The following is a 22,085-nucleotide window of genomic DNA, read 5'->3' as shown; positions in this document are numbered from 1 at the left end:
GCTCCGCTCCCGGAAACTTTTCGAGACAATGGTATATCATACCGATCGAGCAAGGCGCCTAGCGCTGACCTCCCCGCTTCTCCTCCCTGAGCGGGTGCCTGTCGTTTTTCGATTAGGCTGTTTGACCCGCCGTTCAAGCGGCGGGTTTTTTTATGCGCGGCCGCAAACGCGCTCTGACGTGGGTTTTACAGGCATATCACGCGTGCCGCGGGATTCCTGCATTGATATGCGTTCAGCCCGCGGCCGGCGTTTCGCCTGTTTCGCCCGCTGCCTCCGGGATCAGCCAGCTCTCGATCAGCTCATGCGCTTCATCGAGCCCCGTTCGCTTGAGCGCCGAAAACAGTTGCGCGGTGAGTTCGCCGCGATAGCCCGCAGCCCGATATTCGGCCAGTCCCTTCTGCGCGGTGCGCAACGCGTTCGTGCTTTCCTGACGCGTCAATTTGTCGCATTTGGTGAGCAGCGTGTGGATCGGCTTGCCGGTCGGCGCGAACCACTCGATCATGCGCCGATCGAGATCCGTCAGAGGGCGGCGCGAATCCATCATGAGGATCATGCCGCGCAGTTGCGAGCGCGATTGCAGATACGTGGACAGCAGCGCTTCCCAGTGCGCCTTCGCCGCACCCGGCACTTCCGCATAACCGTAGCCCGGCAGGTCGACCAGATAGGCGGTCGGCTCATCCGCCTTGCCAACCGAAAAATAATTGATGTGCTGCGTGCGGCCAGGCGTCTTACTTGCGAATGCAAGTCGCTTCTGATTGCAGAGCACGTTGATCGCGGTCGATTTGCCCGCGTTCGAGCGTCCCGCGAAAGCGATCTCGGGCTGCGCGGTGGCCGGCAGGTCGCGCAGATGATTTACGGTGGTATAGAAGCGGGATTCGTGGAGCAGGAAGGGCATGGTGGAAGCCAGATTGGAGAAGCTGCGGAGCCCGCAGCGGGAACGGGTCAAGCCCGACTGGCGTCTAAACGATTAGCGAGTTATTGTACAATACGATGGTTTACTGAAAACGTTAGGAGGCCGCCCCACGTGCCTTGGCGGCTCCTGGCGGTCACTCGGTCGCCGTCGTCGTACTTTGCAGAACATCTAAAATCCCACAAGACGAGACAGGGTGTGCGAATGAATCGACTGTGCAAGACTCTGATGGTGCTTCATGTAACGGCAGGTCTTTCAGGTTTGGCAATTCAGGCACGAGCAGCAGATCCGGCAAAGCCGGACATCAATCGGGGGCAGGCAATCGCGGTACAGGTATGCGCGTCATGTCACGGCGCAGACGGCAACAGTGCCGGCGGCGCATACCCGAAACTGGCGGGCCAGCATCCTGAGTACCTCGTCAAGCAGCTCAGAGATTTCAAGGCGCAGCCGGGCGCCAAACAGGCCGCGCGCAACAATGCGATCATGGCGGGCATGGCCGCCGCGCTTTCCGATCAGGACATGATCAACGTCGCGGCTTACTTCTCGGCGCAGACGCCCAAGCCAGGCTATGCGCACAACAAGAAGACCGTCGCGGTGGGGCAGCAGATCTATCGCGGTGGGATTGCCGACCGCGGGGTGCCGGCCTGCGCGGCCTGTCACGGGCCCACGGGGCAGGGCATTCCGATCCAGTATCCACGCCTGTCGGGGCAGTGGGCCGAGTACTCGGTGACGCAATTGACCGCGTTCACGCAAGGTCCGGGCGCTCGTAATAACAACGACGCGATGCATGCGATAGCATCGCGTCTGTCGGACAACGAAATCAAAGCGGTTGCCGACTACATCGCGGGCCTGCATTAAGCGCTTCGTCCGCGCAAATCCAACCGGCCCGGCGAGGCCGGTGAAAAACAAGAAAAGGGTGAGGGTGTCGTCGCTACGACAGCCCTTCACCCTTTTTTGCTGTTCAGTCGGAGATTGAATGAGCGTCACCACGTCGGGTCTGCAGTCGAAGTCGGGCAATCGCGTCATGCGCAGCGCCATCGAGCTCCTGAGCTCGATGCGTTTCGCCATTGCGCTGCTCGTCATTCTGTCGATCGCCAGCATCATCGGTACCGTCCTCACGCAGGACGATCCGTATCCCAACTACGTCAACCAGTTCGGTCCGTTCTGGGCGGACATCTTCCGCGCGCTAAGCCTCTACACGGTGTACAGCTCGTGGTGGTTCATGCTGATTCTCGGCTTCCTGATGGTGTCTGTGTCGCTCTGCGTGATCCGAAATGCGCCGAAGATGGTCGCCGACGCGAAGAGCTGGAAGGACAAGGTTCGAGAAGGCAGCCTGCGCGCGTTCCATCACAAGGGTGAGTTCGCGGTGCACGGCACGCGCGCGCAGTCGGCGGCGGTGCTCGCAAGGTTGTCGACGAAGCTCGGCTACAAGTTCGTCACGCGCGAGTCGGACGGCGCGACGTTGATCGCCGCGAAGCGTGGCGCGCTGACGAAGTTCGGCTACATCTCCGCGCACCTCGCGATCGTCGTGATCTGCCTCGGCGGCCTGCTCGACAGCAATCTGCCGATCAAGCTGCAAATGTGGCTGTTCGATAAGTCGCCGATCAACTCGAACACGGTGATCAACGAGATTTCGCCCGAGCATCGGCTGTCGCAATCGAACCCGACGTTCCGCGGCTACGCGTGGGTACCCGAAGGGCAGCACGTGTCGACCGCGATCCTGAATCAGCCCAATGGTTCGCTGATCCAGGACCTGCCGTTTTCGATCGAGCTCAACAAGTTCATCGTCGATTACTACTCGACCGGCATGCCGAAGCTGTTCGCGAGCGACATCGTCGTGATCGATCACAAGACCGGCGCGCGCGTGCCGGCGCGCGTCGAGGTCAACAAGCCGTTCGAATACGACGGCGTGTCGATTTATCAATCGAGCTTCCAGGACGGCGGCTCGCTGATGCAGATGACTGCCTTCCCGATGTCCGGCCCGAGTGCAAAGCCCGCGCCGTTTGGCGGCACGATCGGCGGCAGCGCGCCGTTGAGCTCGGCCACGCCGCTGGCCGATGGCCAGACCGTCGAATTCACCGACTTCCGCGCGATCAACGTCGAAAACATCTCGAACGGCAACGGGCAGAACGATGCGCGCGGGGTTGTCGCGCAGCACTCGCTGAAGGAAGCGTTCGACGAGCGCCTCGGCTCCGGCGCGAAAACGTCGAAGCCGCTCGATCTGCACAACGTCGGCCCGTCGGTGCAGTACAAGATTCGCGGCAAGGATGGCCAGGCGCGCGAGTACAACAACTACATGCTGCCCGTCGACGTGAACGGCGAGAAAATGTTCCTCGCCGGCATGCGCTTGAATCCCGATGACCCGTTCCGCTATCTGCGAATTCCCGCCGATAGTGGCGGCACGCTCAAGGAATGGATGAATCTGCGCGCCACGCTGGAAGACCCGAACCAACGGGCCATCGCCGCTCATCAATTCGCGCAGCGTTCGGTGCCGGGTTCAAATGCGGAGTTGCAGCAACATCTGGAGGAAAGCGCCTTGCGGGTGCTGACCCTTTTTGCGGGCGCCGACAGCAGCATGAAGATGCCGAATGGCGAAACGCTCGGCGGCTTCCAGGCGGTCGCTGGGTTTATCGACCGCTCGGTACCGAAGGGCGAGCAGGAAAAGGCGGCGGGCCTGCTGCTTCGCATGCTCGAAGGCGTGACGTGGGACTTGTGGCAACTGTCGCGCCAGCGGCTCGGCGAGCCCGCCGCGCCGGCCGATGCGGACACGAGCCGCTTCATCCAGAGTTCGCTTAATGCGATTTCCGACAGCTTTCTGTATGGATCGCCGGTCTATTTGCAGCTTGACTCATTCAAGCAGGTGCAAGCTTCGGTATTTCAGTTGACGCGCGCGCCGGGCAAAAAAGTCGTGTATCTTGGCAGCCTGCTTCTCGTATTGGGCATCTTCTCGATGTTCTACGTTCGCGAACGGCGTCTGTGGTTCTGGCTCAAGGACACGGACCACGGCACGAGCGTCGTAATGGCGATGTCGAGCGCGCGTAAGACGCTAGACTTCGAGAAAGAGTTCGTCCAGACGCGGGCCGCCGTGAGCGCCGCACTGGGCGCGAAACTCATCGAAGCAGCCGATGCCAGCCCGGCCGGTCAGGCCGCCGCTGCGTCGGCAAGCTCACAGGATTCGACCCGGTAAGATCATGGACTTGACTCAGGTTTCCTCCTCCTCTTCTTCTGCTTCACGCGCCGACAAGGCGTTTGCGAGCAGCACGCCCGAACTCCCGAACTTCGACGAACGGCCGTTCCTGAAACGCCTGGGTATCGTCGACTGGCTGTTCGCGCTCGTGCTTGTCGGGGGCGCCGGGTTCGCGCTGTCGCGCTATTACCCGTTCATGAACTACTACGACAAACTGGTGCTGATGTGCTCGGTGCCGGTTTTCGTCGTGCTCGGCTGGCGCTGGAAGCCGGTGCGTCCGCTGATGGTGGGAATCGCCGCGCTGTCGCTGCTCGCAATCCAGATCTACCACGGCGATCTGAGTCGCGCCGACAACGCTTTCTTCCTCAAGTATTTCCTGTCGAGCCAGTCCGCGATCCTGTGGATGAGCGCGCTCTTTGTATTCGCGACCGGGTTCTACTGGATCGCGCTGCTGTCGCGCTCGCCGACCGGCGCCGCGATCGGCTCGACGATGACGTGGGCGGCGGTGCTGATGGGCTTCGTCGGCATGATGGTGCGCTGGTACGAGTCGTATCTGATCGGCGCGGACGTCGGCCATATTCCGATTTCGAACCTCTATGAAGTGTTCGTGCTGTTCAGCCTGATCACCGCGCTGTTCTATCTGTACTACGAGCAGCACTACAACACGCGCGCGCTCGGCGCGTTCGTGTTGCTCGTGATCAGCGCAGCCGTCGGCTTCCTGATGTGGTACTCGGTCGCGCGCGACGCGCAGCAGATCCAGCCGCTCGTGCCGGCGCTGCAAAGCTGGTGGATGAAGATTCACGTGCCGGCGAACTTCATCGGCTATGGCAGCTTCGCGCTGTCGGCGATGGTCGGCGTCGCATATCTGGCGAAGGAACGCGGCGTGCTCGCGGATCGTCTGCCGGCGCTCGACGTGCTCGACGACGTGATGTACAAGTCGATCGCGGTCGGCTTCGCGTTCTTCACGATCGCGACGATTCTCGGCGCGCTGTGGGCCGCCCAAGCCTGGGGCGGCTACTGGAGCTGGGACCCGAAGGAGACGTGGGCGCTGATCGTGTGGCTGAACTACGCGGCCTGGCTGCACATGCGTATGATGAAGGGCCTGCGCGGCGCGCTCGCCGCGTGGTGGGCGCTGACCGGGCTGCTGGTCACGAGCTTCGCGTTCCTCGGCGTGAACATGTTCCTGTCGGGCTTGCATAGCTACGGCAAGCTGTAAGATCCGCCGCGCTGAACCGACTAAGAACCGCCGCGTGCTTTCGCACCGGCGGTTTTTTTATGGCCGATGGAATATTCGTTGCTCCCCGGTGTTCGCCAGTCGAGCACCAGAGCAACTACCCATGGATGACAGACGCCCCCAAAGGGGCGATCATCAATAAGGCTCCGCAACGCGCGCGACGCGGCGGGCCGGCAAGGAGTAGCACGATGTGGATCAAGCGAAGCGACAGAATTCAACTGACCGGCGATGACATCGCGCGCAGCGAAATCGCGCCGCGGCACGTGTTCGAGAACCGGCGACGCATCCTGCAGGCGGCGGGCGCGATGGCGCTCGGCGGCCTGATCGGCGTGAGCGGCGAGGCGCTCGCGACCTACTCGTCGCCCGATCCGAAGGCGCAGAAGCTCGCGGCGAAAACCAACACCAGGTTCGTCGCGCTCGACAAGATCACGCCGTACAAGGACATCACCACCTACAACAATTTCTACGAGTTCGGCACCGATAAATCCGACCCCTCGCAGCGCGCGGGCACGTTGCGGCCGCATCCGTGGAAGGTGAGCGTCGAGGGCGAGATCAAGAATCCGAAGGTGTACGACATCGACGATCTGCTGAAGCTCGCGCCGCTCGAGGAGCGTGTGTACCGGCATCGCTGCGTCGAAGGTTGGTCGATCGTGGTGCCGTGGATCGGCGTCTCGCTGTCGGAGCTGATCAAACGCGTCGAACCGACCGGCAATGCAAAGTACGTGCAGTTCATCACGCTCGCCGATCCGTCGCAGATGCCAGGGTTGTCGGCACCCATACTCGATTGGCCGTACTCCGAAGGCCTGCGGATGGACGAGGCGATGCATCCGCTGACGCTACTGACGATGGGCCTCTACGGCCAGGTGCTGCCGAATCAGAACGGCGCGCCGGTGCGCGTCGTGGTGCCGTGGAAGTACGGCTTCAAGAGCGCGAAGTCGCTCGTGAAAATCCGCTTCGTCGAGAAGCAGCCGCCGACGAGTTGGAACACGTACGCGTCGAACGAATATGGGTTTTATTCGAACGTGAATCCGAATGTCGATCATCCGCGCTGGAGTCAAGCCACTGAACGGCGCATCGGCGAAGACGGCTTTTTCACGCCGAAACGCAAGACGCTGATGTTCAACGGTTACGGCGATCAGGTCGCGTCGCTCTATCAGGGCATGGACCTGAAGAAGAACTTCTAGGGCGAGCGCGATGGTTTCCGATACGCAAACTGTCACCCGCACCGAGCCTGCGACGCGGCGGACGGCGTCGGCCGCGAACCCGCGTTCCACCGGCGGCGCGCGCTGGGTCGTGCCCACCAAAGTCGCAGTCTTCATCGCGGCGCTCTATCCTCTCGCGCGCCTCGTGCTGTTCGGCCTGACCGACCGGCTCGGCGCGAATCCGATTGAATTCATCACGCGCTCGACCGGCCTGTGGACGCTCGTATTCCTGTGCATCACGCTCGCGGTGACGCCGCTACGCCGTCTGACCGGCGTCGCCGCGTTCGTGCGTTTGCGCCGCATGCTCGGGCTCTACACGTTCTTCTACGCGACGCTGCATTTCACCACGTACCTGTGGTTCGACAAGTGGTTCGATGTTGCGGAGATTCTGAAGGACATCGGCAAGCGGCCGTTCATCACGGTGGGCTTCGCCGCGTTCGTGCTGCTGATCGCGCTCGCGGTCACGTCGCCGCGCGCGATGGTGCGCAAGCTCGGACGTCGCTGGCAGACGCTGCATCGCGCGATCTATGCGATCGGCGTGCTCGCGATCCTGCATTTCTGGTGGATGAAGGCAGGCAAGCACGACCTGCTGCTGCCGAAGATCTACGGCGCGGTGATGATCGCGTTGCTGGGATGGCGGCTGGTGGTGTGGATACGTGAGCGGAGGATGGGAACGCGCCGACGATGATGGCGAGTTTATTGGCGTCACGCTGTTTCAAATAAAAATGGCGATGCCACCGTGGCATCGCCGTTTTCGTTGCTGCGCTCGACCTTCGCGCTCTGCCGCAGGGACTGACGTTTACGCCGGCAGTATCGTTTCATCCGCAAACAGCTGCTTGAGCTCTTCGCGCGCGCGAACCACATGCGCCTGTGTACCATCCACCATCACCTCGGCGGCGCGCGCACGGGTGTTGTAGTTCGAGCTCATCACGAAGCCGTACGCGCCGGCCGAGCGGATCGCGAGCAGATCGCCGGGTTCGACCGCGAGCAGCCGCTCGCGGCCGAGCCAGTCGCCGCTTTCGCAGACCGGACCGACCACGTCGTACACATGCGCGGGGACGTCGCGCTTCACGACCGGCTCGATGGCGTGATAGGCGTCGTACATCGCGGGGCGCGCGAGATCGGTCATCGCCGCGTCGACGATCGCGAAGTTCTTGTCCTCGCCCGGCTTCAGAAACTCGAGACGTGTGAGCAGCACGCCCGCATTGCCGACCAGCGAGCGGCCCGGCTCGAAATAGACTTCGCGGTGACCGTGGCCGCGCGCTTCGATGCGATCGAGCACCGTGCGCACGAACTCACCGATTTCCGGCGGCGTTTCGTCGTCGTAGGTGATGCCCAGACCGCCGCCGACGTCGATATGGCGAATCGACACGCCGTCCTGCTCGATCTGCTCGACGAGTTCCAGCACCTTGTCGATCGCGTCGAGATAGGGCGCGACTTCGGTGATCTGCGAGCCAATATGGCAGTCGATGCCGATCACCTCGAGATTCGACATCGCCGCGGCCGCCTGGTAGGTGGCACGCGCATCTTCGAACGCGACGCCGAACTTGTTGGTCTTGAGTCCGGTGGAAATGTACGGATGCGTTTTCGCATCGACATCGGGATTCACGCGCAGCGACACCGGCGCTTTCTTGCCCATCTCGCCCGCCACCGCGTTGAGGCGGTCGAGTTCGGGAATCGATTCGACGTTGAAGCATTTGACGCCCGCCGCGAGCGCGTCGCGCATTTCGCTTGCCTGCTTGCCGACGCCCGAAAACACGGTGTTTTCCGCTTTGCCGCCAGCCGCGAGCACGCGCGCGAGCTCGCCGCCCGACACGATGTCGAAGCCCGCGCCGAGGCGCGCGAACACATTCAGCACCGCGAGATTGCTGTTGGCCTTGACGGCCACGTGCACGCTCGCGCGACGCCCCGCGCAGGCGCCCGCATAGGCGTTCCACGCAGCGGTGAGCGCGGCGCGTGAATAGACGTAGAGCGGCGTGCCGAACTGCTCGGCGAGGGAAACGGCGGACACGCCTTCGGCGTGCAATACGCCGTCGACGTAGTCAAATGCGGATCGAGTCATGCGAAAGTCTTATTGAACGGAAGGGACGGCGGAGGCGGGCAGCGGCACTGCGGGAGCCGATGCCGCCGAAGCGGGCGGCGCCGCGAGCTGGTCTTCGGGGGCGAGCGTGAGCGGCGTGCCCGAGGTGTCCGGGATCGAACCCGTGTCGGCCGCGCTGCCGCTAGCCGGTTGGCTTCGATCGGTCGATGGCGTTTGCGTGCGGTGAGCCGGCGGGGCAGGCATCGGCGGTACGGTCGGCAGATAGAGTGCACCGCGTTGGCCGCAGCCGGTAAGCGCACAACCTGCGAGAATGACTAAAACCGCTACAATCGCGCGGCCGGGCGCTGCCGCGCGCATCCGAGTTACGACTCGCATGACTGTCCCTGAATGAATAATCGATGGAGTTTAGCATGTCCGATAGTGATTACCTGACCCGTGCGGAAGCCGTGCTGGCCGCCATCGAGAGCGCGCTCGACGACATCGACGCCGACATCGAGCTCGAGCGCAGCGGCAACGTTTTGACGCTCGAATTCGAGAACCGCACGAAGATCATCGTCAACCTTCAGCCGCCGATGAGCGAGATCTGGATCGCGGCGAAGGCCGGCGGTTTCCACTTCCGTTTCGTCGACGGTGAATGGCGCGACACGCGCAGCGGCGCGGAGTTTTTCGCGGCGCTGTCGCAGTATGCGACGCAGCAGGCTGGCGAGCCGGTGCGGATCGCCGCGCTATGAGCGCGGTGTAATAAGCGCGAGACGCTCTCAAAACAAAACCGCCGCGTAACGAACGCGGCGGTTTTTTTCTTTTCTAGCGGGACATCGACGCAGCCTCAGTGCCCGCGGAACAGATTCATGATGTCCTGCTTTTCCTGTTCGCCGACCTGTTCCGGCGCGGCGGCTGCCGCGCTCGCCTCCGCATCGAGCGTCGCCTGACTGACGCCGACCGTCGCGATGAAGCCGTGGCCCGGTGTGAACTCGTCGAAATAAAGCTCCGAGCCGATTTCGCTGACGTCGTCGGGGCGTGGCATCTTGTACTCGGGCACCCCCTTCAGCGCGCGTCCCATGTACTCGATCCACACCGGCAGCGCCAGGCCGCCGCCGGTTTCCTTGTCGCCGAGGCTGCGCGGGTTGTCGTAGCCGATCCACGCGATCGCGGTGAGCGTGTGCTGATAGCCGGCGAACCACGCGTCGCGGGAATCGTTGGTCGTGCCGGTCTTGCCGGCGAGATCGGTGCGCTTGAGCACGTTGCTCTTCGCCCCGGTGCCGTGCTGCGCGACGCTTTGCAGCAGGCTGTTCATCACGTAGGCGTTGCGCGGTTGGATCGCGAATGGCGCGCTTTGCCCGGCCACGAGCGGCTGCGCGTGCGCGACGACGATGCCGCGCTGATCGGTGACCTCCGCGATCAGATACGGATTGATCCGGTAGCCGCCGTTGGCGAACACCGAGAACGCACCGGCCATTTGCAGCGGCGTCACGAGACCCGCGCCAAGCGCCATCGGCAGATAGGCGGGATGGCGGTCCGCGTCGAAGCCAAACCGCGTGATGTATTGCTGCGCGTACTTCGGCCCGATCTGGTTCAGGATGCGGATCGACACGAGGTTCTTCGATTTCTGCAGCGCGGTGCGCATCGTCATCGGACCGTCGAAGCCGCCGCCGTAGTTTTTCGGCTCCCACGCCTGGCCGCCGGTTTCGGCGGCGCTGAAGAAGAGCGGCGCGTCGTTGATGATCGTGGCGGGCCCGAGGCCCTTTTCGAGCGACGCCGAATAGATGAACGGCTTGAAGCTGGAGCCCGGCTGACGCCACGCCTGCGTCACGTGATTGAACTTGTTCTTGTTGAAGTCGAAGCCGCCGACCAGCGAGCGGATCGCACCGTCCTGCGGCACCACCGAGATGAACGCGCCTTCCACCTGGGGCAATTGCGTGATCGACCAGTCGCCCTCGTCGTTCTTCACGAGCCGCACGATCGCGCCGGGCCGGATGCGCTGATTCGGCTGCGCGCGAGGGCCGAGCGCGAACTGCGCATAGCGCAGGCCGTCGCCCTGAATGGTCGCGACATTGCCGTCGATGAACGCCGCCTGGACCTGCTTCGGGCTCGCCGCCGTGACGACGGCCGCGATGATTTCGCCATTGTCGGGATGTTCGAGCAGCGCGTCGTCGATGGCCTGCTCGCGCTCGTCGGCGTCGGCCGGCAGATCGATGAACGCCTCCGGGCCGCGATAGCCGTGACGGCGCTCGTAGTCCATCAGGCCTTTGCGCACCGCGTGGTAGGCGACGTCCTGATCGGCCGAGTCGATCGTGGTCACGACGTTCAGGCCGCGCGTGTAGGCTTCCTCGCGATACTGCGCGTACATCATCTGCCGCACCATTTCCGCGACGTATTCCGCGTGCACGCTGTACTCCTTGCCCATGCCCTTCACGACGAGCCGCTGCCGGCTCGCCTCGTCGTACTGTTCCTGAGTGATGTAGTGCAATTCGTACATGCGCTGCAGGATGTACTCCTGGCGCACCTTCGCACGCTTCGGATTGACGACCGGGTTATACGCGGAGGGCGCCTTCGGCAGACCGGCGAGCATCGCCGATTCGGCGAGCGTCAGGTCCTTCAGATCCTTGCCGAAGTACACGCGCGCGGCACTCGCGAAACCGTACGCGCGCTGACCGAGATAGATCTGATTCATGTACACCTCGAGAATCTGATCCTTGCTCAGCTTCGACTCGATCTTGTACGCGAGCAGCATCTCGTAAATCTTGCGCGTGTACGTCTTCTCGCTGGACAGAAAGAAGTTGCGCGCGACCTGCATCGTGATCGTGCTCGCGCCTTGCGTCGCATGACCGTTGGTCAGCGCGACGAAGCCGGCTCGCGCGATGCCGGTGAGGTCGACGCCACCGTGCTCATAGAAGCGCGCGTCCTCGATCGCGAGGATCGCTTTCTTCAGGCTGTCGGGCACGTCCTGGATGTGCACGATGTCGCGCCGCTCCGCGCCGAATTCGCCGATCAGCACGTGGTCGGCCGTATAGATTCGCAGCGGCACTTTGGGCTGATAGTCGGTCAATGCATCGAGTGACGGCAGGTTCGGCGTCGCGACGACGAGCGCATAGCCGAGCACCAGCGCCACGCATACGATGCCCGCCACGATCAACCCGACAAAGCCGAGGATCAGCTTCAGCCATAACGGACGTTTGCGCTTTTTCGGCGCGGGCGGTGGGGACGCAGGAGACGTGGCTTGCATAGGAGTACCGGAAAAACAGTCCCGCGATTATAGCCGCCAGGGTTTTTCTGCTTTCGACGAGCTTACGAATAACGCGCAATCGGCACACGCCAGGCGGCGCGGGAGTGACTTCGCTGTAGTCCCAACTGTAGTCGCTTTGATGTCGCGCGGGGCGGCTTCGCATCCGCGTTAGCCATTCGGCTGAATGTCGTTAGGACGTGCGTCTGCCGACAATGATCCCTCGTTACTCGCGTTCGAATGGTTCGTCGCGTGAGTCAGAGGGAGGGCGGTATGGCCTATAAAAATTCGTGGCTTCAGGCGGTGCGGGAGGGCCGGCAGCGTTTCGCCGCCGGCATCGATGTCGGTTCGCAAAACGTGCGTCTCGTCGTGGTGAGTCAACGCGCCCGGGGCGCGCTGCATCTCGAACATATGAGCACGGTGCCGTTCGCGGCCGGCACCATGGCGGGCGCCGAGATCGTCGATCGGCAGGCCGTCGCGCGGGCGTTGCGCGATGCGTTCGCCGGTTTGCCGCGCGTGTGCGCGACGCACGCGCTGCGCTGCGCGATGGCCGTGCCTTCGTCGGCCACGCTGACGACGACAGTGCCGCTCGCGCGGCTCGCCGCTCAGAGCGACTGCGAGGGGGAGGACGGCGGCGTTGCGCTCGCCGGACTTGCGGCCCGCGGTGATGGGAGAGGCGGAGCGCATCGCCGGCCTCGAGCGTCATGCGCTCGCGGTCGACTGGTACGTCGACGAGACGCCGTCGCCGGTGCGCTCGGTCAAGATCGCCGCGACCGCGCGTCAGCATCTCGAAGCGCGGATCGAATGCGCCGCGACCGCAGGGATTTCGCTGTCCGCGATCGATGGCGAACCGCACGCGGCATTGCGCGCGCTGCGCCACGCGGCCAGTCGCGAGCTCGACCCGAACGAGCCGTACGCGGCGGTGTGGGTCGGTACGGACGGCGTGTACGGCTGGAGCGTCGTCGATGGCGCGAGCGTCGGCGAGATGCGCTACCCGGCGCCGGAGCATGCCGATCTCGCCGACGCGTTGCGCGATCTCATGCGCGGGCCGGAGTTCGACTGCGCGCTGATCGGCGGCGAAATCGATCTGCTCGACGGCGTCGGCTTTTCACTCGCCGATATTGGCGACGTGCTCGGCTGCTCGGCGCTGCCGTTCGAATGCGCGCTGCTCGGCAGCCACGCGCGGCCGCTCGACGACGCCTTGCTGCACGAGCCGGCTGGCGCGGTCGCGTTTGGGCTCGCGTTGCGCGGGGTGCTGGAATGAAGGCCGTTCTGTCGTTTTCGTCTGGCGTCGCCGCGAGTGCCGATCAGCGCGCCGCTGTACCGTGGCTGGGCGGCTTCAATCTGCTGCCGTATCGCCAACGCAACGTGCGACTCGCGCGGCGCCGCTGTATGCGCGACTGGGCTGTAGCCGCCTGTGTCGGTGCCGCGGGTGTGTCGCTCGTCGCCGGTTGGCAGAGCTTCGCCGCAGCGCGGCTCGATGCGCGGCGCGCGGCGGCCGGGCACGCGCTGACTCCGCTCGCCGTGCCGCTCGCGGAGCACGCGAAGCTGTCGCGGGCCGAACAGGATGAGCGCGAAGCCGCGGCGCGCGCCGCGAGTCTCGCGAGGCCGCTCGCACATCTGCGCGATCTGCTCGACGCGCTGAGCTTCGAACCCGGCGATCGCGTCGTGTTGCGGCAGCTGCGCCAGCGCGAGTACGAGACTGAATTGCTGGCGACTTCGAGTGACCATATCGCGTCGGCTGAGTGGCTCAAGCGGCTCGGCGCGATCCACGGCGTGCAGGGCGCGGAGATGCGTGATCTGCATCGGCCGACGGGGAAGGGCGGCGCGTCGACGGAACAGGCGATAGGCGGACCCGTGGAGTTCGATGCGCGCCTGCGCTGGGGCGATCCGCCGCACAAAGCGACGCGCGCCCTGAAGGCCGCAGCAACGGGAGGTGCGCGATGAGCACGACCTTTTTCGAGGCGGGTGGTGCGGCGCATGGATCCGCGGGTTTTTCGCGCTGGGTCAAGCAGGCGCGTATGCCGCTCGAGGCGTGGAGCCGGCGCCGTCGCTGGCTCGTCGCGGCGACGCTTGCCGCGCTCGTGTTCGGCGTCGGCGCGTACGGCTGGAACGCGGCTGATCTCGCCGGACTGGAAGCGAGCCGCGCGGCGCTCGCGGTCAGCACGCAGCGTCTCGCACACGCGCGGCACACGCTCGCACAGCTGCCGTCGCTGCGCCGTGCAGCCGCGGCGATGCCGGCCACGGCGTCGAGCGCCGTGTCGTGGAACTCCGCCGACGACGTGCGCATCGTCTCCGAGCTGGCCACGCAAAGCGGCGTCGCGCTGCTTGCGGTGGAACCGGGCGCGGCGAGCGGCGAGGGCGTCGAGCGGATGCGCGTGCTGCAGCTCACCGCGCGCACCGACTTCGTTCACCTGATGGCGTTTTTCCACGGGCTCGCGCAACTGCCGGTGCTGATCGTTCCCGTCGACGTGACCGTCAAGCAGGACGGCAAAGGGCTCGCGGTGGCCGCGACGCTGCAGGTGTACGCCGCGCTGCGACCGGTGCCCGACACCCCGGCTGCGAGCGCCGAGGCGAGCCCTGACGCCGACGAGGCTGCCGACGATGACGACGAAGGCCTCGTGTTCTTCGATCCGTTTGCGAAGTCGCAGATCTCCGCGAGCGGCGAGCTGGGCGATGCTTCTGAGTTGCGCCTTGTCGGTTTGCTGCGCGATCGTACCCGCGGGCTCGCGCTGCTCGACACGCCAGACGGCACGACGACGGTCGCGGCCGGGCAACGACTGGGCGTCGAGCGGGTCACACAGCTCGACGCGCTTGGCATTACGCTCGCGAACGGCGGCGCGACGCGCACGCTGACGCTGACGCTGACGGAGGCGTCATGATGCGCCCGCTCAAACGATGGAGCGTCGCGACGCTGGGTGTCGGACGGGAGGTCCGCGTCGTCTGCGGACGGTGTTTCGGGCTCTACGTCGCCGCGACGCTGGGTGCCGGCGTCGCACAGGCAGCGACGCCACTGCTGCTGCCGCCGTTGCCGACTTACGCGGCGCTCGACGACCCGGCCGTATCGGCCAACACCGCCTACGAGACGGCGCCGCTGCCGAGCGGCGGCATCGGCCAGGCGGCCAATCCGTTCGGCGACGTTTCCACGCCAGGCGCGGCCCAGGAGCCGGACACGCTCCAGCCGGCCGCGCGTTCCGCGATAGCGCCCGACGCTTCCCCGGACGACGTCGCCAACGGCCCAATGCCGCCGCCTTCGCCAAGACAACCCGCCACCCCGGCTCGCGACGACAGTGCCGGCACGCCTGGTCTCGAAGGCCCGCCGGTCCCGCTGCCGCCGCGGCCGCGCCTCGCCGACGCATCGGCGAGTGCGGACTCGGGCCTTCCCGCGGGCAACGAGCCGATCTCGCTGAACTTTCAGCGTGCGCAACTTGGCGCGGTCCTGAAAGCGTTCGCCGAGTTCACCGGCCTGAACATCGTCGCCAGCGACAAAGTGCGCGGCGCCGTGTCGATACGTCTCGACAAGGTGCCGTGGCGCACCGCGTTCGACACCTTGCTCGACGTCAACAATCTGGCGATGGAGCGCCACGGCAACGTAATCTGGGTCGCGCCTGCCGCCGAGCTCGCCGCGCGCGAACGTCAGCGCTTCGAAGCCCACGCGCGCGCCGCGGACCTCGAGCCGCTCGCGAGCCGCACCTTCGAACTGCACTACGCGCACGCCGAGGACGTGCGTCGCCTGCTGACCGGTTCCGGCACGCAGCGCGTGCTGTCCAAACGTGGCGCCGTCACCGCTGATCCGCGCACCAACCTGCTGTTCGTCACCGATCTCGCGGGGCGGCTCGAGCAGATCGCGGCGCTGATCGCTTCCGTCGACCGGCCGACTCGCCAGGTGCTGATCGAGGCTCAGATCGTCGAAGGCGACCAAGGCTTTTCGCGCAATCTCGGGGTGCGGCTGTCGCTCGCCGGCACCAGTGCGGACGGTACGTCGAGAGGGCTGACGGGTGGGACGGACGGCTCCGTGTACGATCTGTCGGCCCGACCGATCTCCGGATTCGATGCCGCGACCGCCGGCCTCACGCTGTTCGCGGCTCACGCGACCCGGCTGCTGAATATCGAACTCTCGGCGCTCGAGTCCGAAGGGCATGGGAAAATCGTGTCGAGCCCACGGGTCGTCACCGCGGACCGGATGAAGGCGATCGTCGAGCAGGGCACCGAGCTGCCGTATCAGGCGAAGGTCGGCCAGGGCGTATCCGGCGTGCAGTTTCGCCGGGCGACGCTCAAACTGGAGGTCGAGCCGCAGATCATGCCGGATGGCCGCGTGGTGCTCGATCTCGACGTCGCGAAGGACAGCGTCGGCGAGCAGACCGACGCCGGGCCCGCGATCAACACCAAGCACGTGCAAACGCGCGTCGAGGTCGAGGACGGTGGTACGGTGTCGATCGGCGGAATTTACGAGACCGACGACCGTGACGACGTCGAGCGGGTGCCCCTCCTCGGCAAAATACCGGTTCTGGGCGCATTGTTCCGCCATCGGACTCATCGCGACACGCGTAGCGAACTGGCGGTTTTCATCACACCGCGCGTGGTGCGGGAAAATTAGGGCATATAGGGCACGCATGCACCGCCGTCCGCCGGCGGCGCGCAGGCTCGACAAGGCAGCCGCTTTGCCAGTAAGCTGCGGCACGAACTACACCGGATTAGCCAGAGGACACCGTTGCAAGCGCGGGACGCACACGCCAATGTTTTTTTCGTAGGGCTCATGGGGGCAGGAAAAACCACTGTGGGTCGGGCGGTTGCGCGCCGTCTCGAGCGCCCGTTCTTCGATTCCGACCACGAAATCGAGGCGCGCACGGGCGCGCGCATTCCCGTGATCTTCGAGCTCGAGGGCGAAGCGGGCTTTCGCGATCGCGAAGCGAGCGTGATCTCCGAGCTGACCGGGCGCGACAATATCGTGCTCGCGACCGGCGGCGGTGCAGTCCTGCGGCCGGAAAACCGCGAAGCGTTGAAAAGCCGTGGCCTCGTGATCTATCTGCGCGCCAATCCGCATGACCTGTGGCTGCGCACGCGGCGCGACAAGAATCGCCCGCTGCTGCAAACGGAAGACCCCAAGGCGCGCCTCGAAGCGCTCTATGAAGTGCGCGACCCGCTGTACCGCGAATGCGCGCACTTCGTGATCGAAACCGGCCGGCCCTCGGTCAACGGACTCGTCAACATGGTTCTGATGCAGCTCGAGATGGCCGGCGTCGCCAAACATCCTGCTTCATAATGGACCGTATGATTACCGTCAACGTCGAACTGGGCGAGCGCGCCTACCCCATCCATATCGGTGCCGGCCTGATCGGCCAGACCGCGCTGTTCGCGCCGCATATCGCCGGCAACTCGGTCACGATCGTCACCAATAGCACCGTCGATCCGCTCTACGGCGACAAGCTGCGCGCAGCGCTTGCGCCGCTGAACAAGCAGGTGTCCACGGTGGTTTTGCCGGACGGCGAAGCACACAAGAATCTGCAGACGCTGAACCTGATCTTCGACGCGCTGCTCGGCTCGCGCGCCGACCGCAAGACCACGCTGATCGCGCTCGGTGGCGGTGTGGTCGGCGACATGACCGGGTTTGCCGCCGCCTGCTACATGCGCGGCGTGCCGTTCATCCAGGTGCCGACCACGTTGCTGTCGCAGGTGGATTCGTCGGTCGGCGGCAAGACCGGCATCAATCATCCGCTGGGCAAGAATATGATCGGCGCGTTCTACCAGCCTCGGGCGGTGATCGCTGACATCGGCGCATTGCGTACGTTGCCCGAACGCGAACTTGCGGCGGGCATCGCCGAGGTCATCAAGACCGGCGCAATCGCCGACGCCGGATTCTTCACCTGGATCGAGGCCAATATCGAGGCTTTGAACCGCTGCGAACCGCAGGCGTTGACTGAAGCAGTCAAACGCTCGTGCGAGATCAAGGCGTCGGTGGTGGCGCAGGACGAGCGCGAAGGTGGTCTGCGCGCGATCCTCAACTTCGGTCACACGTTCGGCCACGCGATCGAAGCCGGACTCGGCTATGGCGAGTGGCTGCACGGCGAGGCGGTCGGTTGCGGAATGGTGATGGCGGCGGATCTGTCGGTGAGGCTCGGCCATCTCGATGAAGCGTCGCGCAAGCGGCTCGTCGACGTCGTGCTTGCCGCGCATCTGCCCACTCGTGCTCCCGCGCTCGGCGCGGATCGTTACATCGAGCTGATGCAGATCGACAAGAAGGCGGAAGCCGGCGCGATCAAGTTCATTCTGCTGAAGCGTTTCGGTGAGACACTGATCACCCGCGCGCCCGACGCCGACGTGCATGCGACGCTGGCCGCCGCCGTCTAGATTCAACACGGCCCTGCAGCCACGCTTCACGCACCCGCGTCACGAGGCGCCGCCCATGTTTCGGAGGACCCGGTGACTGACAGGCGCAGCGACGATATCCAGCATGACACGACGAGCGCGCGCGCAGGCGCCGGGAACGGCGTCATCGCCGCCACGGTCAGCACCGCGGATGCCGCTGCCGCGGTTGCCACACCCGCCGCCCCCGCGCCGACCCAGCAGGCGCTCGAAGCGCATCTCGCGCCGTACGCGGCGCATTCGAGCCAGTCGCGTGGGCGTCGCTATGCGGAAACCGCGCCGAGCGCGCGTACCGAGTTTCAGCGCGACCGCGACCGCATCGTCCACTCGACCGCATTCCGGCGGCTCGAATACAAGACTCAGGTATTCGTCAACCACGAGGGCGACCTGTTTCGCACGCGCCTCACCCATAGCCTCGAAGTTGCACAGATCGCGCGCTCGGTTGCGCGCAATCTGCGCGTCAATGAAGATCTCGTCGAAGCGATTTCGCTCGCGCACGATCTCGGCCATACGCCGTTCGGCCATGCCGGCCAGGATGCGTTGAACGAATGCATGCGCGAGCATGGCGGCTTCGAGCACAACCTGCAGAGCCTCACGGTCGTCGACGAACTTGAAGAGCACTACGGAGCGTTCAACGGGTTGAACCTGTGCTTCGAGACGCGCGAGGGCATTCTCAAGCATTGCTCACGCGACAACGCGCGCCGGCTCGGGACATTGGGCGAGCGCTTTCTCGAAGGGCGGCAACCGTCGCTCGAAGCGCAGATCGCCAACGTCGCCGACGAAATCGCGTACAACAATCACGACGTCGACGACGGTCTGCGCTCCGGTCTGCTGTCGCTCGAGCAGCTCGCCGAAGTGGAACTCTGGCAGACGCACTGCGAGGCGGCGCGCGGCGACTATCCGCAGATCGAGGGGCGTCGGCTGATTCACGAGACGGTGCGGCGCGTGATCAATACGCTGATCGTCGATCTGATCGAAACGACGCGGGCCAGTCTCGCGCGCTACGCGCCGGCGTCACTCGACGACGTGCGCGCGGCGCCCCCGCTCGTCGCGCACAGTGATGCGATCGCCGCGCAGGCCGCGGCGCTCAAGCGCTTCCTGTTCAGAAACATGTACCGTCACTATCGCGTGATGCGCATGGCCAACAAGGCACGCCGCGTCGTGGTCGGCCTGTTCGACGCGTTCACCGACGACCCGCGGCTGCTGCCGCCGGACTATCAGTCGGCCGATGCGACGCGTCAGCCGCGTTTGATCGCGCATTACATCGCGGGGATGACCGATCGTTACGCGCTGAAGGAGTATCGGCGGCTGTTCGTGATCGACGATAACTAGCCGCTGGCGGCTGGGCGCGGCAAGGGGTGTAACGTTCAGCGTTGCCGCATCGAAGCGGCCGTCGCGCCCCCTTGCCAGCACCGTCAAACCGGGCAAGCCAGTGTCATCGCGAACGGGACGCGAACAGCGCCCCCAGCACCAGCGCAAGCCCGCCGACGATCGCAATCGTCTGCCACGGATTTTCATGCACGTAGTGATCGGCGTCCGAGATCGCGACGCCCGCCCGATCGCGCATCGCGTCGCGCGTGTCGTTCAGCCGCTCGCGCGCGGCGTCCAACTGTTTGCGCAGCCTGCCGCGCAGGGCCACGGCGTCGGCCTGCGTGCCGTCGGCCAAGGTCGATTCGAGTTCCGACAGCAGGGTGCGCAACTCGACCGCGATATCTTCGGCCGCGTGGCGGCTGTGGCGAGCGATGCGCCGCGCGCGGCGACTCGCGCTGGTCCAGGATTCGCCGAGGGCGTCTCGCGTATTTGGAAGTGCTGTCATGGTCGCTCCGTCGATGAGTTGAAAGGCCCCGCGCATCGTCGCGCGGACACGCTATGCGTAGACGCAGTATCACGTCGTCGCATAGGAAACGCCATCTAAACGCAACTTCGATGCCAAGCGCTGCATTGCCGGCACCGCTGCACGCGTGCGGCTCGCGACAGGATGGGGCGTGCCCGTATCGTCGCCGGATTTTGCACATGGACGCGCCGAATTCGCGTCAAATTTACAAACGCTGATGCCGGATGACGCTGCCATCCCGATGCAACAGAGACGCCAAATGCAAACGCCGTGATCGGTTCGATGACGGCGTTCCCCAGGTCGCGAAAATTCGACTACCCTAATTCAAGCTACCTGCTTTAGCGAAGCGTTAGAAACGGTAACCGACGTTGACGTAAGTGACGATCGGGTTCAGCTTGATCTTGGTTTGCGATTGCACGGTCAGCGTGCCGACCGGCGTGGCCGATGCCGAACTGAGCTTTGCGGTCGTGCTGAGCGGCAGGTACGAGATCGACACGCCGGCGAACCAATGCTGATTGAAGGCGTACGTGAAGCCCGCATTAAACACGGGTTCCCACGAACTATCCGTCGACACACTGGTCGGACCATGCAGAACGTTGGCTTCGAATGCGCTGTTGGAAATGTGTTCGTCGGTGAACCAGATGCGGCTCACACCGAGACCGAGATACGGGCGGAACGAAGCGGTCGGCGCGTTGAAGTAGTACTTGAACAGCAGCGTCGGGCTCCACTGTTTGGCCTGCCCGAGCTTGCCGAACTGCGCGAAGCTGCCCGTGCCGTACAGATCGAAAGTAGGGGGGACGCCAATGACGAATTCGGTTGCGATATGGTCGGTGACGAAGTAGCCGGCGGTGAAACCGATGGTATCGGCCGAACTCAGCGAGGCGCCGGTGTTGGCTTCGGTGATGTTGGTTGGGCTACCGCCAATGCTGGTCACGGTCAGTGGGTCGCTGCTCGATTGGGGCGCCAGATGGAACCAGCCCGTCGAGAAGTAAATGGTGCCGGCCGATTGTGCGTGCGCTGCCGTGCTCATGCAGGCTAGCACTGCCATCCCCGTTACGGCCTGTTTTAATTTCATATGTGCTCCTCCAAAAAAGGCCCGCTCATTATGACTACAACGTTTGAAACAAACCATACGCGGCGGTTAGAGTTTTCTCCCTAAGCACCGCGTGGTTTCTGGCTTGGCCGCATGGCGCCGAACCTTGCGCCCATGCGGCTCTTCGGACCTTCGGGTATATACCAACGCGACTATTGGACACTCCAGCATGGCACGGCTTGCACGTCTTTATGTCCCCGACCAGCCGCAGCACGTCATCCTCCGCGGGCTCGACCAGCAGCCCGCCTTCGTCGACGACCAGGACTACGAGCTTTTCATCGACTGTCTGAAGGCGGCCTCCCGGGACCATCACCTTTCCATCCACGCTTACGCCTTGATGCCGGGCGCCGTGCAACTGCTTGTCACGCCCACCGAGGAGTCGAGCCTGCCCAAGGCGATGCAGGCCGTCGGGCGGCGCTATGTCGCGCACTTCAACCGGCGCTATGCGCGTCGCGGCACCTTGTGGGAAGGCCGTTACCGGGCCACCGTGATCGAGGGTGAGCGCTACTTCCTGCTTGCGAGCCGGGTCGTGGAAATGTGTCCGGTGCGCTTGCAGCTGGTCAACGCGGCCGAGGATTATCGCTGGTCGAGCTACCGTCATCACATCGGCCTCACCCTCGACAGTCTGATCACGGATCACCCCCTTTACTGGTCGCTCGGCAATACGCCGTTCGAGCGACAGCGTGCTTATCGCGAACTGTGCGAGCAGCCGCTCGACGAGCGCGAGGCAAGTCAGCTTCAGCAAGCCACGTTGAAGGGCTGGGTGCTCGGCAGCGACACGTACCGCGAATGGGCGGCGCGCGCCGCCAACCGACGTGTGTCACCCCTACCGCGTGGCCGGCCACGCAAGGTGCGCGAGACGCCGCATACGCAGTGAGGCGGCGGCAGGGCGATACCCCGGCGGCGCCGATAGAGCCGCTTTAAATCCGATTAAAGTGTTTTGCATCAAGGGACTGCATGAAGACGGCACGTCGGATGCCGTTTTCTTTTGCCCCAAATTG

19 protein-coding genes and 1 pseudogene are annotated in these 22,085 nt (G+C 64.5%); 14 read left to right on the top strand and 6 right to left on the bottom strand.

What is annotated here, in order from left to right:
• Nucleotides 1–232: 232 nt before the first annotated feature.
• Complete coding sequence (gene yihA / locus OKW26_RS32460; RefSeq protein WP_018420165.1) at nucleotides 233–895, bottom strand: ribosome biogenesis GTP-binding protein YihA/YsxC; 663 nt, start codon at nucleotides 893–895, stop codon at nucleotides 233–235.
• 219 nt (nucleotides 896–1,114) lie between these two features.
• Between yihA and OKW26_RS32455 the strand changes: the two genes are divergently transcribed.
• The 5 genes from OKW26_RS32455 (at nucleotide 1,115) to msrQ (ending at nucleotide 7,221) form a co-directional block, all read left to right on the top strand.
• On the top strand, nucleotides 1,115–1,768 hold the full coding sequence (locus OKW26_RS32455) for a c-type cytochrome (RefSeq protein ID WP_429357148.1): 654 nt from the start codon (nucleotides 1,115–1,117) through the stop codon (nucleotides 1,766–1,768).
• Between the two features lie 118 nt (nucleotides 1,769–1,886).
• On the top strand, nucleotides 1,887–4,097 hold the full coding sequence (locus tag OKW26_RS32450) for a cytochrome c biogenesis protein ResB (RefSeq protein ID WP_429356258.1): 2,211 nt from the start codon (nucleotides 1,887–1,889) through the stop codon (nucleotides 4,095–4,097).
• Between the two features lie 4 nt (nucleotides 4,098–4,101).
• The gene (ccsB, locus tag OKW26_RS32445) at nucleotides 4,102–5,313 is read left to right on the top strand and encodes a c-type cytochrome biogenesis protein CcsB (protein WP_429356257.1); all 1,212 of its coding nucleotides are present in this window, start codon (nucleotides 4,102–4,104) and stop codon (nucleotides 5,311–5,313) included.
• A 206-nt stretch (nucleotides 5,314–5,519) separates the two neighbouring features.
• Nucleotides 5,520–6,515 carry a protein-methionine-sulfoxide reductase catalytic subunit MsrP gene (gene msrP, locus OKW26_RS32440; protein ID WP_184065483.1) on the top strand — a complete coding sequence of 332 codons (996 nt, stop codon included), beginning with the start codon at nucleotides 5,520–5,522 and terminating at the stop codon, nucleotides 6,513–6,515.
• Nucleotides 6,516–6,525: 10 nt separating this feature from the next.
• Nucleotides 6,526–7,221, top strand: coding sequence for a protein-methionine-sulfoxide reductase heme-binding subunit MsrQ (gene msrQ, locus OKW26_RS32435; RefSeq protein ID WP_429356256.1), 696 nt, complete (start codon nucleotides 6,526–6,528; stop codon nucleotides 7,219–7,221).
• 111 nt (nucleotides 7,222–7,332) lie between these two features.
• Here the strand turns inward: msrQ and lysA are convergent, their stop codons facing one another.
• Both lysA and lptM read right to left on the bottom strand, forming a co-directional pair.
• Nucleotides 7,333–8,595: a diaminopimelate decarboxylase gene (gene lysA, locus OKW26_RS32430; protein WP_429356255.1), complete on the bottom strand. Its 1,263-nt coding sequence runs from the start codon at nucleotides 8,593–8,595 to the stop codon at nucleotides 7,333–7,335.
• Between the two features lie 9 nt (nucleotides 8,596–8,604).
• Nucleotides 8,605–8,949 carry an LPS translocon maturation chaperone LptM gene (gene lptM / locus OKW26_RS32425; protein ID WP_184035642.1) on the bottom strand — a complete coding sequence of 115 codons (345 nt, stop codon included), beginning with the start codon at nucleotides 8,947–8,949 and terminating at the stop codon, nucleotides 8,605–8,607.
• Between the two features lie 35 nt (nucleotides 8,950–8,984).
• On the opposite strand from lptM, the gene cyaY reads away from it, so the two are divergent.
• Complete coding sequence (gene cyaY / locus OKW26_RS32420; RefSeq protein ID WP_090802140.1) at nucleotides 8,985–9,305, top strand: iron donor protein CyaY; 321 nt, start codon at nucleotides 8,985–8,987, stop codon at nucleotides 9,303–9,305.
• Between the two features lie 95 nt (nucleotides 9,306–9,400).
• Here the strand turns inward: cyaY and OKW26_RS32415 are convergent, their stop codons facing one another.
• The gene (locus OKW26_RS32415; RefSeq protein WP_429356254.1) at nucleotides 9,401–11,797 is read right to left on the bottom strand and encodes a penicillin-binding protein 1A; all 2,397 of its coding nucleotides are present in this window, start codon (nucleotides 11,795–11,797) and stop codon (nucleotides 9,401–9,403) included.
• A 270-nt stretch (nucleotides 11,798–12,067) separates the two neighbouring features.
• On the opposite strand from OKW26_RS32415, the pseudogene pilM reads away from it, so the two are divergent.
• The 7 genes and pseudogenes from pilM to OKW26_RS32380 all read left to right on the top strand — a co-directional run bounded on the left by pilM (nucleotide 12,068) and on the right by OKW26_RS32380 (nucleotide 19,489).
• A pseudogene (gene pilM / locus OKW26_RS32410) lies at nucleotides 12,068–13,058 on the top strand (pilus assembly protein PilM).
• Complete coding sequence (locus OKW26_RS32405) at nucleotides 13,055–13,741, top strand: fimbrial assembly protein (protein WP_429356253.1); 687 nt, start codon at nucleotides 13,055–13,057, stop codon at nucleotides 13,739–13,741. Before pilM ends, OKW26_RS32405 begins: the two are co-directional and overlap by 4 nt.
• The gene (locus OKW26_RS32400; protein WP_429356252.1) at nucleotides 13,738–14,676 is read left to right on the top strand and encodes a hypothetical protein; all 939 of its coding nucleotides are present in this window, start codon (nucleotides 13,738–13,740) and stop codon (nucleotides 14,674–14,676) included. The genes OKW26_RS32405 and OKW26_RS32400 overlap by 4 nt, the downstream gene beginning before the upstream one ends.
• Nucleotides 14,673–16,391: a type IV pilus secretin PilQ gene (gene pilQ, locus OKW26_RS32395; RefSeq protein ID WP_429356251.1), complete on the top strand. Its 1,719-nt coding sequence runs from the start codon at nucleotides 14,673–14,675 to the stop codon at nucleotides 16,389–16,391. The genes OKW26_RS32400 and pilQ overlap by 4 nt, the downstream gene beginning before the upstream one ends.
• A 114-nt stretch (nucleotides 16,392–16,505) precedes the next feature.
• Nucleotides 16,506–17,057: a shikimate kinase gene (locus OKW26_RS32390; RefSeq protein ID WP_090802131.1), complete on the top strand. Its 552-nt coding sequence runs from the start codon at nucleotides 16,506–16,508 to the stop codon at nucleotides 17,055–17,057.
• Between the two features lie 8 nt (nucleotides 17,058–17,065).
• Entirely contained in the window at nucleotides 17,066–18,142 is a 1,077-nt protein-coding gene (gene aroB / locus OKW26_RS32385; RefSeq protein ID WP_429356250.1) for a 3-dehydroquinate synthase, read from the top strand.
• Nucleotides 18,143–18,286: 144 nt separating this feature from the next.
• On the top strand, nucleotides 18,287–19,489 hold the full coding sequence (locus tag OKW26_RS32380) for a deoxyguanosinetriphosphate triphosphohydrolase (protein WP_429357147.1): 1,203 nt from the start codon (nucleotides 18,287–18,289) through the stop codon (nucleotides 19,487–19,489).
• Between the two features lie 103 nt (nucleotides 19,490–19,592).
• Here OKW26_RS32380 and OKW26_RS32375 read toward each other — a convergent pair whose 3' ends face one another.
• Both OKW26_RS32375 and OKW26_RS32370 read right to left on the bottom strand, forming a co-directional pair.
• Nucleotides 19,593–19,973 carry a DUF883 family protein gene (locus OKW26_RS32375; protein WP_090802126.1) on the bottom strand — a complete coding sequence of 127 codons (381 nt, stop codon included), beginning with the start codon at nucleotides 19,971–19,973 and terminating at the stop codon, nucleotides 19,593–19,595.
• 367 nt (nucleotides 19,974–20,340) lie between these two features.
• Nucleotides 20,341–21,066 carry an OmpW/AlkL family protein gene (locus OKW26_RS32370; RefSeq protein WP_429356249.1) on the bottom strand — a complete coding sequence of 242 codons (726 nt, stop codon included), beginning with the start codon at nucleotides 21,064–21,066 and terminating at the stop codon, nucleotides 20,341–20,343.
• Between the two features lie 187 nt (nucleotides 21,067–21,253).
• On the opposite strand from OKW26_RS32370, the gene OKW26_RS32365 reads away from it, so the two are divergent.
• Nucleotides 21,254–21,961 (top strand): transposase, encoded by a 708-nt coding sequence (locus OKW26_RS32365; RefSeq protein WP_013090727.1) that lies wholly within the window; start codon nucleotides 21,254–21,256, stop codon nucleotides 21,959–21,961.
• The last annotated feature ends 124 nt before the right edge of the window (nucleotides 21,962–22,085 follow it).

Origin of the sequence: Paraburkholderia sp. 32, from assembly GCF_050435345.1 — a bacterium.
Classification (GTDB): domain Bacteria; phylum Pseudomonadota; class Gammaproteobacteria; order Burkholderiales; family Burkholderiaceae; genus Paraburkholderia; species Paraburkholderia tuberum.
The sequence above is the reverse complement of the archived record's forward strand: the minus strand, read 5'-3'. Positions and strand labels throughout refer to the sequence as shown.